Origin of the sequence: Mesorhizobium shangrilense (genome assembly GCF_040537815.1) — a bacterium.
Taxonomy (GTDB): Bacteria; Pseudomonadota; Alphaproteobacteria; order Rhizobiales; family Rhizobiaceae; genus Mesorhizobium; species Mesorhizobium shangrilense.
In genome coordinates this window covers 1,738,632-1,750,909 of sequence record NZ_JBEWSZ010000001.1, presented here as the reverse complement: position 1 = coordinate 1,750,909, position 12,278 = coordinate 1,738,632, and the positions used below count along the sequence as shown (strand labels likewise).

The window sequence follows — 12,278 nt, the reverse complement described above, 5'->3', positions numbered from 1 at the left end:
ACCTTCCTACCGCGACCCTGAGGGTCGCTGATGGGATCATACTTCGGAGGCGAAATGCAGATTGAGCGCTTCGGCCGGACGCTTCTTGCCACGAAAGCAGCGCTGGCCTGTCTGTTGGTGCTGGCATCGCCGGCCAGCCTGATGGCCGCATCACTGGATGATCCGACCGCTACTACACTCGACCGCTGCCTGAACGACGCAGCAAATGCCTCCACAGCCGGTCAAACCGAATGCGAAGCGGCGGCATCGAGCGACTACGATCGCCGCATGAACGCTGCCTATGCGACGCTCATGCACAAATTGCCCGAGAAGGCAGCGCAACAGCTCCGCCTGTCACAGCGCGCATGGCTGGCCTTCCGCGACAGTGAGGCGAAGGCACGAGACGCGCTGTATGAAACCCGGCAAGGCACGATGTTCGTGCCCATGCAAGCTTCTGACGCGACCAACGCCAATCGGGATCGGGCGCTTCAGTTGGAAGGCTATGTCCGGGTCATGGCGATCGATGAGTGAAGATGATGGAAGGCGCCGGGCGTCATGCGAGCAGACGCCGCTAGGAGCGAGATCACAAGCTTTGAATTGTCGGACATGCCAAGCAAATGGCATCGCAAAGGGTGACGTTTTTACCCGGAGTAGCGGTCTAATGCTGCGGTTTATGCTTCCACATATTCCGCGAGGCTGACACCTTTGGGCACATCTAGCCCATCGGCCAGTAAACCTTCGATGTGAAAGCGTATGGCGTCACGAATCTCGGTTTCGACCTCGGGGACAGTCGCACCGGTTGCGATGCAGCCGGGTAGGTCCGGCACATAAGCCGAGAAATTATCTCCTGCTTTTTCAATCACTACCGCGTAACGCATGCCATCACTCCTTCAAACCAGCCTGCTTGAGGATGCTGTTCAGTGTCCCCGGCGCAACCTCTTCAGACGGCTTGCCGGCCACTGTGACGCGGCCGGCTTTGACTTTGTGTTTATATTGGCGATGACTGCCCTTGGTTGCAACCAGATACCAGCCATTGGCTTCCAACAGGCGAATGACCTCGCGAACCGTAAGCCGAGGCGGCATCCGTTTTCAGCTGCAGCCGCTCGTCGCGCCACACGTGTCGCACTTCTCGCAAGTCCCGTTGCGCACCATGGTGAAATTCTGGCATTCGGAGCAGGAATTGCCGGTGTAGCCCTGGAGCAGGGACTTGGCGCGGCGGTCGTTGGCGAGTTTCTTGGCCTCGGCGGCTTCGTTGGCGGCCGCGTCGGTGAATAGCGCCGCCGTGGCGTCCGAAGCCACGGAAGCAGCACCCGCCGCTTCCTCGAAGGCGATATCCTCGGCCAGCTCCTTTGCCCGCTCCTCATAGTCACGCTTGTAGGCGACCGCCTCGTCGCTGGCCGGTTTCAGCGCCAGCACGTTGGAACCTGAAAAGGCGGTCGGAGCCGAGCGGGCAGGGGCGCCGGCTCCAGCAAAGCCCTTCGGATCATTGCCGCTCACACGCGACACCAGTTTTACCGGCGAGGCGCCACGGGTCAGGCCCTTGGAGACTGCGTCCGTCTTGCCTTCGCTGATGCCACGGCCAAGTGCCGTGTTGGAGAAGTCCGACTGGTCGACATGGGCGAGGTCGTTGCGGCCGAGATAGGAGATGGCCAGCTCACGGAACACGTAGTCGAGGATCGACGTCGCGCTCTTGATGGCGTCGTTGCCCTGCACCATGCCGGCCGGCTCGAACTTGGTGAAGGTGAAGGCGTGCACATATTCGTCGAGCGGCACGCCGTATTGCAGGCCAAGCGAAATGGCGATGGCGAAGTTGTTGAGAAGCCCACGCAGCGTGGCACCTTCCTTGTTCATGTCGATGAAGATCTCGCCGAGGCGGCCGTCATCATATTCGCCGGTGCGCAGGAAAATGGTGTTGCCACCGATCTTGGCCTTCTGCGTGTAGCCCTTGCGGCGGCCGGGCAGCTTTTCCTGCTCGCGCGACACGCGTTCGATGATGCGCTCGACGATCCGCTCGGTGATCTGCGCCGCGCGTGCTGCCGCCGGTGCCGCGATCAGCTGCTCGACCACGTCGTCCTCGTCCTCCTCGCCATCGGCGAGCAGCGAGGAATTCAGCGGCTGCGACAGCTTCGAGCCGTCGCGGTAGAGCGCGTTGGCCTTCAGCGCCAGCTTCCACGACAGCATGTAGGCGCCCTTGGCGTCTTCCACCGTCGCATCGTTGGGCATGTTGATGGTCTTGGAGATGGCGCCGGAGATGAAGGGCTGCGCCGCCGCCATCATCATGATGTGGCTGTTGATCGAAAGCGAACGCTTGCCGATCTTGCCGCACGGGCTGGCGCAGTCGAACACCGCGAGATGCTCGGCCTTGAGGAACGGCGCGCCCTCCAGCGTCATCGCACCGCAGACATGGATGTTGGCGGCCTCGATGTCCTTCCTGGAGAAGCCGAGCGCCGGCAGGATCTCGAACGAGAAGTCGTTGAGCTGCTCGTCGGTGAAGCCAAAGTTTTCCTTCACCCAGTCGGCGCCGAGCGTCCACTGGTTGAAGACGAACTTGATGTCGAAGGCCGACTTCAATGCCGCATTGAGCGCTGCGATCTTGTCGTCGGTGAAGCCCTTGGCCTTGAGCGAGCCGGGATTGATGCCGGGCGCCTGGTTGAGATTGCCGTGGCCGACCGCATAGGCCTCGATCTCGGCGAGCTGTGCTTCCGAATAGCCGAGCGAGCGCAGCGCCTCCGGCACGGCGCGGTTGATGATCTTGAAGTAACCGCCGCCGGCCAGCTTCTTGAACTTCACCAGCGCGAAATCGGGCTCGATGCCGGTGGTGTCGCAATCCATGACGAGACCGATCGTGCCGGTCGGCGCGATGACGGTTGCCTGCGCATTGCGGTAGCCATGTTCTTCGCCGAGCTCGATGGCGCGGTCCCAGGCGGCCTTGGCATGAGCCGCGAGCTCAGGCTGCTTCAGGTCGGAGGCAACCAGCGGCACCGGATTGACCGCGAGCTTCTCATAACCCTGCTTCTCGCCATAGGCGGCGCGGCGATGGTTGCGCATGACGCGCAGCATGTTCTGCGCGTTGCGGTCGTAGTCGGCGAAGGCGCCGAGTTCGGCGGCCATCTCGGCCGAAGTGGCATAAGCTACACCGGTCATGATGGCGGTGAGTGCCGCGCAGATGGCGCGGCCCTCGTCGGAATCGTAGGGAATGCCCGAGGTCATCAGCAGGCCGCCGATGTTGGCATAGCCGAGGCCGAGCGTGCGGTATTCGTAGGACTGCTTGGCGATCTCCTTCGACGGGAACTGCGCCATCATCACCGAGATTTCGAGAACGATGGTCCACAGCCGCACGGTGTGCTCATAGGCGGCGATATCGATGGTGCTGTCCGCGTTGCGGTAGGGCAGGAGGTTGATCGAGGCCAGGTTACAGGCCGTGTCGTCGAGGAACATGTATTCCGAGCACGGGTTGGACGCCCGGATCGCACCGGCCGAAGCGCAGGTGTGCCAGTCGTTCATCGTCGTGTTGAAATGCAGGCCGGGGTCAGCCGACGCCCAGGCGGCGTAGCCGATCTTTTCCCAGAGGTCGCGCGCCTTCAGCGTCTTCAAGACCTTGCCGTCCTTGCGGGCGGTGAGGTGCCAGTCGGCGTCATCCTCGACAGCGCGCAGGAAATTGTCCTTCAGCGACACCGAATTGTTGGAGTTCTGGCCGGAAACCGTCAGGTAGGCATCGGAATCCCAGTCGGTGTCGTAGGTCTTGAACGACATCGAGGTGTAGCCCTGCTTGGCGAACTGGATGACGCGGTAGATGTAGTTCTCCGGCACCGCGTCCTTCTTGGCCGCCTTGATCTCGCGCTTCAGCGCGGTGTTGATCGACGGGTCGAAGCAGTCGTCGTCCTGGCCTTCGCAGTTGACGCAGGCCTTCATGATCGCTTCGAGATGCTTCTTGACGATCTTGGAGCCGGTGACCAGCGAGGCGACCTTCTGCTCTTCATTGACCTTCCAGTCGATGAATTCCTCGATATCGGGATGATCGGCGTCGACGATGACCATTTTCGCGGCGCGGCGCGTCGTGCCGCCCGACTTGATGGCGCCCGCCGCGCGGTCGCCGATCTTGAGGAAGCTCATCAGCCCGGACGAACGGCCGCCGCCGGACAGCTTTTCGCCTTCGCCGCGCAGCATGGAGAAGTTCGAGCCGGTGCCAGAGCCGTATTTGAACAGGCGCGCTTCACGCACCCAAAGGTCCATGATGCCGCCTTCGTTGACGAGGTCGTCCTGCACGCCCTGGATGAAGCAGGCATGCGGCTGTGGATGCTCGTAGGAGGACTTCGACTTGGTCAGCTTGCCAGTGAACGGGTCGACATAATAGTGGCCCTGGCTCGGGCCATCGATGCCATAGGCCCAGTGCAGGCCGGTGTTGAACCACTGCGGCGAATTCGGCGCGACGCGCTGCGTGGCCAGCATATAGGCAAGCTCGTCGCGGAAGGCGCGCGCGTCGTCCTCCGACTTGAAGTAGCCGCCCTTCCAGCCCCAATAGGTCCATGTGCCGGAGAGCCGGTCGAAAACCTGGCGGGCGTCGATCTCGGAACCATAGCGCTCCGCTTCCGGCAACTTGGCGAGCTCGGCATCGTCGGCGACGGAGCGCCACAGGAACGAGGGAACATCGTTCTCCTCGACCTTCTTCAGCCGTGCGGGGACACCGGCCTTGCGGAAATACTTCTGCGCCAGGATGTCGGCGGCAACCTGGGAGAACTGCACAGGCACATCGATGTTGTCGAGACGGAACACCACCGAGCCATCCGGATTCTTGATCTCGGAAAGCGCCTTGCGGAATTCGATCTCCGCATAGGCGGCCCCTTCTTGACCCGCTTGCCCTGGCTTGGTGAAACGACGCTCGATGCGCATTGGTCCGATCCCTTTTGTCTATATATAGCGCTTTTCCCCAGGGATTTCTGCCCCTGATGCGAAACGCACATGTCCGCCGCCTGCCGGCGTTCGAAAACGGCCGGCTCTCCTTTCGCGGTTCTCCGCTGGCCCTGCTGGTCAAACTCCTTGCGAAGCGCCTGTCCAACTCGCCGACGAACCCCGCGGGTCCCTCAAAACTGATTTTTTCCGAGTCCCTCACCGGAGGGAAATTCACACTATCTAGCGTCGAACCTACCTGCAAACACTAAATATAGTATTAACAGACAATTTATTCCAGTCCGACAATTCTCCCTTTCGCCGCCCACGACCCCACAAACCCAACGCTTCCGCCGGCCTCGTAAACAGGCGGAAATGCGAGCAAAAACGCACATAATCCGGGAAAAAGACCGGGCTCAGAACTTTCCGGTCGCACTCTCAACAGGAGCGCATGGCCTATAAAAGGCGACTCGTTTTGCGCCGTCAAGGATTCGTTTGCGTAGCTTTTGTGACCCCAACATCTTGTGTGTTACATATGTGGATAACGGGGATAGAATGTCGGCTGCGGGACCTGTCTTCCAGTCCGCCGCAGTCGCGACTGGTTCCTTACGGACCATTTGCAACATGATGCGACCGACGGCCCTCCCTGAGGGCGTGTTCGCTGTCGGCAGTATCAGCCATAGTGAAGCTTCGGTTTCGGCTCAGTCCCGGTGAACTGAACGCCGAGCCGGTCATTGCGGCGCCAGCGGACGTCGCACCGATAGGCAATGCCATCCACCGAAACGTAGAGCAGGAAGCGGTCTGGCACCCGGGCTTCGAGCGGAATCTTCAATTCGGCACCGCCCTCGTGCTGATTGCGCAAGGTGCAACTGACTTCGGAGTTTTGAATCCCGGTGATGATCGTCCCGCCCTTGAGCACGCGTTGGCGATGCTCACGCTTGTTCTGAGCGGAATCCTTGTCAGTCGGGTTTTCGGGGTTCGTCATCGATGAAACGCCAGGGCAGCCGAATCGGTTCCTTTTTCAATAGCAAATCACTCGCTGCAACGCGCGGCAATGCACGTCTTCGACACCTGGTCTTGTTGAACAAACGTTCAAATTCCCGCTTGGATGGCGGGCGTCCGATGTCAGCTGAATTTGCGCGGGTCGGCACAGAAATAGGCGATGATCTGACAAAGGTCAGGCTCGTTGACCATGCGCACGGCTTCAGTTGAGCTTACCCATTTGCGCGTGCGGGCTCGCTTTTCCTTCCATTGGTCGGCAATCTTGTCGACCTGCATAGGAAACACCAGAACCTCGCAAGGCACTTCTTCTCCGGAGGCAAGCACCTTTGCATAGAAATAACGGCCGGCCTCGATATGGGAGATTGTCCCGCGCAGCCCGGCTTCCTCGCCGGCCTCGCGCGCGGCCGCCTTGCAAAGCGCTTCCTTTGCCTCCGGCCAGCCCTTGGGTATCACCCAGCGTCCGGTGTCGCGGCTCGTGATCAGCATGATCTCGACACCGTGTCCGGTATCGCGCCAGGGCAGGGCGGCAACCTGCAGGCGACACGGCGCGGTGCCGAAAAGGCGCCGAACCCTTTCAGCCAGATGGTTGTGCGTTGTTGGCCTCGTCAACATCGGAGAAGCTAGCCCCAGCCCTCAGAATCGTTTGCCGTCTCATGAATCTTACGGCTAATTATCAGCAATAAAAGTAAAAACGTTATGTCCGCGGGTCGAATTCCACCAATCGATGACGAATTCACACAATATTGTGCTCTCCGGACGCTTTTCCGAAGTAAACGATACCCTTTTGGGGCCGCTGATTGGGAAAAACGGGCTTGTCGCGACTCAGCCGGCGTGGTCGTCCGCGATCGGCTTCTGGTAGGTGAAGCCCATATCCCACGGGAAGTAGATCCAGGTGTCCTGGCTGACCTCCGTGACAAAGGTGTCGACCAGCGGTCTGCCCTTGGGCTTGGCGTAGACGGTGGCGAAATGCGCCTTGGGCATCATCGCACGCACGATGCCGGCCGTCTTGCCGGTGTCGGTGAGGTCGTCGATGATCAGGACGCCAGCACCCTCATCGGCCAGCAGCGCCGGCGTAATCTCCTTCAGCACCTGCAATTGCCCCTGGTTGGCATAGTCATGATAGGAGGCGACGCAGACCGATTCGATGATCCTGATGCCAAGTTCTCGCGAGATGATGGCCGCGGGCACGAGACCGCCACGGGTGATGCAGACGATCGCCTTCCATTGCCCCTTGTTGTTGCCCGCAAGCCGCCAGGCGAGGGCGCGGGCGTCGCGGTGAAACTGATCCCAGGAGACCGGAAAGGCTTTTTCGGGAAGGGACATTTTTCGCGCACTCCGCAGCGCGCGATGGCCGCGCGCAAGATCACAAGGGAATGCGCGCGGAATTAGCTGGAAAGCCTCGGCTTTGGCAAGGGCCGTTGTCGGCGATCGTTGTGGACTTAACGCGACAGGAAAGCCGCGACCGGCGCGGTACGCAACACGGTGCGTGTCACGCCGCCGAAAAGCAGCTGGCGCAGCCAGGAGTGACTGTAGGCGCCGAGCACGAGCAGGTCGGCTCCTGTTTCGGCGACCCTTGTCTGGATGACGTCGTCGACCGAGATGCCGCCCGAATTCAGCACGGAGACGCTGACCGTGGCACCGTGCCTGGAAAGGGCCGCGGCGATTTCGACGCCGGCAGCCTCCGGGCTTTCGTCAAGTGTGTCCGGCGGGTCTATGACCACGATATCCGTCTTCTCGGCCTCGATGATGAAGGGCAAGGCGTCGAAGGCGGCGCGCGCCGCTTCCTTGCTGCCGTTCCAGGCGAGCAGCACATGCTTGAAGGTCGTGACCAGCGGACCTGAATGCGGCACGACCAGAACTGGCCGGCCGGCATCGTAGACCAGCGTGTCGACATCGGCGCTGGGATCACCACCGGATTCACGCTGCGCCGCGATGATCAGGTCCGCGGTCCGGACGCTTGAAATACCGGTCAATGCGCTGTCGCCCGAAAAGCTCTCAAGACTGCGCCATTCGAAGGATAGGCCGGAATCCTCGATATGCTTGAGGAAAACCGCCTGCAGTCGGTCGGCCCGCTCCCGGCTCATGTCGGCGGAAACCTGAAGGAACTCGGTGTCTGGAAAGCCGGTGGCCGAGGTAAAAGGCACCGGAAGCGCTTCGGCGTGGATGCCGATGAGATGGCTCTGGAATCTGGTGGCAAGCGGAATGGCGCAGTCGAGCACCCGTTCCGCGTCCTGCTCGTTCTGCAATATGGCGACGATGGTCTTGAATCGCATGGTAACCCCTCATTTTACGAGCGATCGAACTCGCACTGAGGAAACGTTATAGTACCATGCTTGGTTCCGGACGGGGTTGATCAGCTCGTGGCGTTGGCAAAGCCCGCGACCATCGCCTCAACGTCTTGCCGCGCGGCGTCCAGTGCCTCCTGGCTGCGGGCGCGCACGACGAGTTCCGTCCAGAATTTGCCGTCGCCGTATTTCGGATAGGAACCGATGATCGTGTCCGGATGCGCCTTCTGGATCTCTGCCAGAGGTCCGCCGATCAATCCCTCGCCGAACGGGCAAGGAACCGTGGCCGACAGCATCTTGGTGCCGGCCCTCAGCGTCGGCACCACATTGTCGAGCATGGCCTGGAAAATTGACGGCACGCCGGCCATAACGTGGACGTTGCCTATGCGGAAGCCCGGCGCGGTGGACACCGGATTGACGATAAGGTCGGCGCCGCGCGGCATCCGCGACATGCGCTTGCGCGCGTCCGTGTATTCGATGCTCCGCGCAGCGTAGCTCGCTTCCAGCATCGCATAGGCCTCGGCATTGTATTCGCATGGCACGCCGAAGGCCTTGGAAATCGAATCCGCCGTGATGTCGTCATGCGTTGGGCCGATGCCGCCGGTGGTGAACACATAGGTATAGCGTGCGCGCACGGCGTTCACCGCCGCGACGATCTCGTCTTCCTCATCGGGAACGATGCGCACTTCCTTGAGGTCGATGCCGATCGCCGTCATGATATCAGCCAGATGGCCGATATTCTTGTCCTTGGTACGGCCGGACAGAATCTCGTCGCCGATGACGAGCATGGCGGCAGTGACGATTTCAGGCATGGAAGGCTCCGGCAAACGGGTCGCTCCCAGATAGCGCGATGGGCGGGCGACGGCAATGCCGCCTGAACTGTGAACAATCTGTGCCCATACGCGAGATATCCAATGAACACCGGCGCCCTTAGTTAGCTCTCCCTGTCGGGGCGGCTTCAGCCTCTGTTGGCCGGTGCATCAAGGAGATGAAAATGGCGAAGGTACTTGTTCTCTACTATTCGAGCTGGGGCCACATGGAGCAGATGGCCAAGGCCGCCGCCGAAGGTGCGCGCGAGGCAGGTGCTGAGGTGACGATCAAGCGTGTTGCCGAACTGGTGCCAGAGGCCGTCGCCAAGGCAGCCTACTACAAGCTCGACCAGGAAGCGGCAATCGCCGATCCGCTCGAACTCGCCGACTATGATGCGATCATCGTCGGCGCCTCGACGCGCTACGGCATGATGTGCGCGCAGCTGAAGAACTTCTTCGACCAGACCGGGCCGTTGTGGGCCAAGGGTGCGCTGGTCGACAAGATCGGTTCGGTGATGTCGTCGACCGCCACCCAGCACGGCGGCGCCGAACTTACCCTGATCACCACGCAGGCATTGCTGCAGCATCACGGCATGATCATCGTGCCGCTGTCCTATGCATACCAGGCCCAGATGGGCAACGATGTCGTGCGTGGCGGAGCACCCTACGGCATGACCACGACCAGCGACGGCGACGGCTCGCGCCAGCCTTCGGCACAGGAACTCGAAGGCGCCAAATTCCAGGGCAAGCGCGTCGCCGAAATCACCAAGAAACTGCACTGCTGATCTTTCTCGCCAGGGGCGCCTGGATTTTTCCGGCTGTCCAGGTTCAGAGGCATCGGGAATCGACACTATCGACGGGCGGCCTCCGTGCCGCCCGTTTTCATGCAAGCTTGCGGCGGAGCCGGGGGCAGGTAAGGTAGGCCGGCTCTGTTCCAGGTGAAGAATGCTCGTATCGATTCTGTTGTGGCTGGTCGGCGGGCTGATTGTCGTGGTGGTCGTGGCGACTGGCTACATGGTGCTGTCGACACAGCGCATTGCAGCCGATGCCGAAAGGCAGGTGCCACCGATTGGAAAATTCGTCGAGATAGACGGCAATCGCATTCACTATGTCGAGGCGGGTGAGGGGCCGCCGGTCGTCTTCCTGCATGGCCTCGGCGCCCAGCTCCATCATTTCCTCCATCCATTGTTCGGGCGCTTTGGCCCTGGCTATCGGCTGATCGCGCTTGACCGGCCGGGGTCGGGCTATTCGGTGCGGGCCGGCGGAGCCACGGGGCGACTGCCCGAACAGGCAGAGGTGGTACGACGCTTCATCGAAACGCTGGGATTGGAGAAGCCGCTGGTGGTCGGCCATTCGCTGGGCGGCGCCATCGCGCTGACGCTGGCCGTGGAACATCCGGATGCGATTTCCGGAATCGCCCTGCTGGCACCGCTGACGCATATGGAACGCAGGATACGCGGACTGTTCAAGGCGATCTATATTCCCTCAACGCTGCTGCGCACGATCCTTGCCAACACGATCGCGATACCGATGAGCCTGAAATATGCCGGGCCCACGCTCGACCTTGTCTTCTCGCCACAATCGCCGCCAGCCGACTATGGGACAGCTGGCGGAGGCTGGCTGGGGTTGCGGCCAAGCCACTTCTACGCGACCTCGACCGATCTGGTGGCGATCGAGCACGATCTTGGCCACGTCGAGCAGCGATACAAGGAAATCACGATGCCGGCCGGCATCCTCTTCGGGACGTCGGATCGTGTGCTCAACATCGGCGTCCATGGCCGCCCGATGATCGAGAAGATCAAGGACCTCGATTTTGAAAGCATCAAGGGCCTGGGTCATATGCCCCAGTTCATAGAACCGGAACGGATCATCGCCTTCGTAAAACGAATAGCGGACCGGGCTTTCGCGCACCGGAGATCACCACTCCCTCACGACAATTTCACTGAACCATCGGGCTGACTGCCGGGTTTACCCCGTGTCGCACACAGCGGCGTAGACACGGGGGTGGCTAGACACGGAGTACAGTCATGTTCATGAAAATTCTTGCGGCGTCCGCTTTGACGATTGGCCTCGCGACATCGGCGATGGCGCAATCCTCGGACTCCAGGACCGACCATCATAGCTGGTGGCCCTTCAACAATGACCAGGGCGTCGATACCAGCACCACCGGCAGCATTTATGGGGATCGAATCGGGTTGGCGGTACAAGGCAATCCGGGGCCGGCCGGCCCCTGCGCCTCGAACACAACTGGCCCTGATGCGAACTCAGGCCTGAATGTGAACGATCAATACTGCGGCAAGTAAGTCAGCCGTGGCCTCGTAGCCGACCGCCGGCCATTCCCGTTCTCGGGATGCTTACGGTCGGCGCGCGGCCTAAATGACGGGTTGCGGTCAGTCGGAAACTTCGGTTTGCGGCCGGTCTCGGCCATCAGCCAATTCGTCGTGCCATTTCCCCTCGGCGTCCTCGTACTGGATGCCGTCAGTCGCGCCCGCAACCTGCTGTTCGGCCGAAGCTATTTCTGCGGCACGCAAGGCGTCCTGATGGCTGGGAAATGTTCCCGAAAACGTCGAGCCGACCTTGTAGGCCCAGCCGCCATCATGCTCGACGATTTTGTAAGTCAGCTTCGCCATGGAATCCTCTCTGGTTGAAACGTCTGCTCAATGCAGCTTTCCGTCTGGCAGTCTGTCGTCGGGCACCAGCACTTCCGATTCCTTGGCGGCCTCGATCAGCGCCCGGCGCGCATCCGCCGTTGAACGATAACCTTCCAGCACTTTGAGGCAAGTGTCGAGGGCTTCGCGATGGCGACGTCCGCGATTGAGCGGCCAAACGGTCATCAGGCACTCGGCTGCTTCCCGGGTGTCGCGGATGTGGCGGTATTTGCCGACGTGGCCGAGTTCGACGACGACGGGCGTTTCAAAGGGTTTGTTGTCCATGGCCGCAAACGCAAAGCAGCCAATTTGGTTGCAATCGTGTCCGTTTGCCTGCGCCCAAACGTCTCAGTAGCCGCAGTCATTGTAGAGCCAGCGGGCATTCGCCCAGCCGGAAATGCCTCCGATTTCGACCCGATACCAATTGCCGCGACGGTCGAGGATCTCGGTGTGATCGCCATTGAAAAGCTGGCCGACCATGCGCGATGACGAATTTGGTTGCGTCCGCACCGCCAGGAAGCCGCTTCCCGTTGCCAGATTGTAGCGGCCAGACAGGCCGTGCACCGTGCCGTCGCAATATTGCGCGACGGCCGGTGCCGGCGCACCGAAAGAAAGCCCGGCCGCAAGCGCTGCGACCGCACTGATGTAGGTTGCCTGGAAAGACATGC

At 61.1% G+C, this 12,278-nt stretch carries 15 protein-coding genes; 4 read left to right on the top strand and 11 right to left on the bottom strand.

What is annotated here, in order from left to right; genetic code table 11:
- Nucleotides 1-54 precede the first annotated feature (54 nt).
- On the top strand, nt 55-510 hold the full coding sequence (locus ABVQ20_RS08860) for a lysozyme inhibitor LprI family protein (RefSeq protein ID WP_354459133.1): 456 nt from the start codon (nt 55-57) through the stop codon (nt 508-510).
- 140 nt (nt 511-650) lie between these two features.
- On the opposite strand, the gene ABVQ20_RS08855 is transcribed toward ABVQ20_RS08860, so the two are convergent.
- From ABVQ20_RS08855 to ABVQ20_RS08820, 8 genes are all read right to left on the bottom strand, one after another.
- The gene (locus ABVQ20_RS08855) at nt 651-857 is read right to left on the bottom strand and encodes a type II toxin-antitoxin system HicB family antitoxin (protein WP_354459132.1); all 207 of its coding nucleotides are present in this window, start codon (nt 855-857) and stop codon (nt 651-653) included.
- Between the two features lie 4 nt (nt 858-861).
- Nucleotides 862-1,062 carry a type II toxin-antitoxin system HicA family toxin gene (locus tag ABVQ20_RS08850; RefSeq protein WP_354459131.1) on the bottom strand — a complete coding sequence of 67 codons (201 nt, stop codon included), beginning with the start codon at nt 1,060-1,062 and terminating at the stop codon, nt 862-864.
- Between the two features lie 6 nt (nt 1,063-1,068).
- On the bottom strand, nt 1,069-4,869 hold the full coding sequence (locus ABVQ20_RS08845; RefSeq protein WP_354459130.1) for a vitamin B12-dependent ribonucleotide reductase: 3,801 nt from the start codon (nt 4,867-4,869) through the stop codon (nt 1,069-1,071).
- A 670-nt stretch (nt 4,870-5,539) separates the two neighbouring features.
- Nucleotides 5,540-5,851, bottom strand: a complete 312-nt coding sequence (locus tag ABVQ20_RS08840; RefSeq protein WP_354459129.1) for a PilZ domain-containing protein — start codon at nt 5,849-5,851, stop codon at nt 5,540-5,542.
- A 140-nt stretch (nt 5,852-5,991) separates the two neighbouring features.
- Complete coding sequence (locus ABVQ20_RS08835) at nt 5,992-6,480, bottom strand: NUDIX hydrolase (RefSeq protein ID WP_354459128.1); 489 nt, start codon at nt 6,478-6,480, stop codon at nt 5,992-5,994.
- 210 nt (nt 6,481-6,690) lie between these two features.
- Nucleotides 6,691-7,191, bottom strand: a complete 501-nt coding sequence (gene gpt / locus ABVQ20_RS08830; protein ID WP_354459127.1) for a xanthine phosphoribosyltransferase — start codon at nt 7,189-7,191, stop codon at nt 6,691-6,693.
- Nucleotides 7,192-7,307: 116 nt separating this feature from the next.
- The gene (locus ABVQ20_RS08825) at nt 7,308-8,141 is read right to left on the bottom strand and encodes a universal stress protein (RefSeq protein WP_354459126.1); all 834 of its coding nucleotides are present in this window, start codon (nt 8,139-8,141) and stop codon (nt 7,308-7,310) included.
- A gap of 80 nt (nt 8,142-8,221) precedes the next feature.
- Nucleotides 8,222-8,965, bottom strand: a complete 744-nt coding sequence (locus ABVQ20_RS08820; RefSeq protein WP_354459125.1) for a competence/damage-inducible protein A — start codon at nt 8,963-8,965, stop codon at nt 8,222-8,224.
- A 182-nt stretch (nt 8,966-9,147) separates the two neighbouring features.
- On the opposite strand from ABVQ20_RS08820, the gene wrbA reads away from it, so the two are divergent.
- The 3 genes from wrbA to ABVQ20_RS08805 all read left to right on the top strand — a co-directional run bounded on the left by wrbA (nt 9,148) and on the right by ABVQ20_RS08805 (nt 11,265).
- The gene (wrbA, locus tag ABVQ20_RS08815) at nt 9,148-9,747 is read left to right on the top strand and encodes an NAD(P)H:quinone oxidoreductase type IV (RefSeq protein WP_354459124.1); all 600 of its coding nucleotides are present in this window, start codon (nt 9,148-9,150) and stop codon (nt 9,745-9,747) included.
- A gap of 160 nt (nt 9,748-9,907) precedes the next feature.
- Nucleotides 9,908-10,921 (top strand): alpha/beta fold hydrolase, encoded by a 1,014-nt coding sequence (locus ABVQ20_RS08810; RefSeq protein ID WP_354459123.1) that lies wholly within the window; start codon nt 9,908-9,910, stop codon nt 10,919-10,921.
- 68 nt (nt 10,922-10,989) lie between these two features.
- A complete protein-coding gene (locus ABVQ20_RS08805; RefSeq protein ID WP_354459122.1) occupies nt 10,990-11,265 on the top strand; it encodes a hypothetical protein in 276 nt (91 codons plus the stop codon).
- A gap of 87 nt (nt 11,266-11,352) precedes the next feature.
- Here the strand turns inward: ABVQ20_RS08805 and ABVQ20_RS08800 are convergent, their stop codons facing one another.
- From ABVQ20_RS08800 to ABVQ20_RS08790, 3 genes are all read right to left on the bottom strand, one after another.
- The gene (locus ABVQ20_RS08800) at nt 11,353-11,592 is read right to left on the bottom strand and encodes a DUF2188 domain-containing protein (protein WP_354459121.1); all 240 of its coding nucleotides are present in this window, start codon (nt 11,590-11,592) and stop codon (nt 11,353-11,355) included.
- A 27-nt stretch (nt 11,593-11,619) separates the two neighbouring features.
- On the bottom strand, nt 11,620-11,895 hold the full coding sequence (locus ABVQ20_RS08795) for a DUF982 domain-containing protein (RefSeq protein WP_354459120.1): 276 nt from the start codon (nt 11,893-11,895) through the stop codon (nt 11,620-11,622).
- Nucleotides 11,896-11,958: 63 nt separating this feature from the next.
- Nucleotides 11,959-12,276, bottom strand: coding sequence for an SH3 domain-containing protein (locus ABVQ20_RS08790; protein WP_354459119.1), 318 nt, complete (start codon nt 12,274-12,276; stop codon nt 11,959-11,961).
- Nucleotides 12,277-12,278 lie beyond the last annotated feature (2 nt).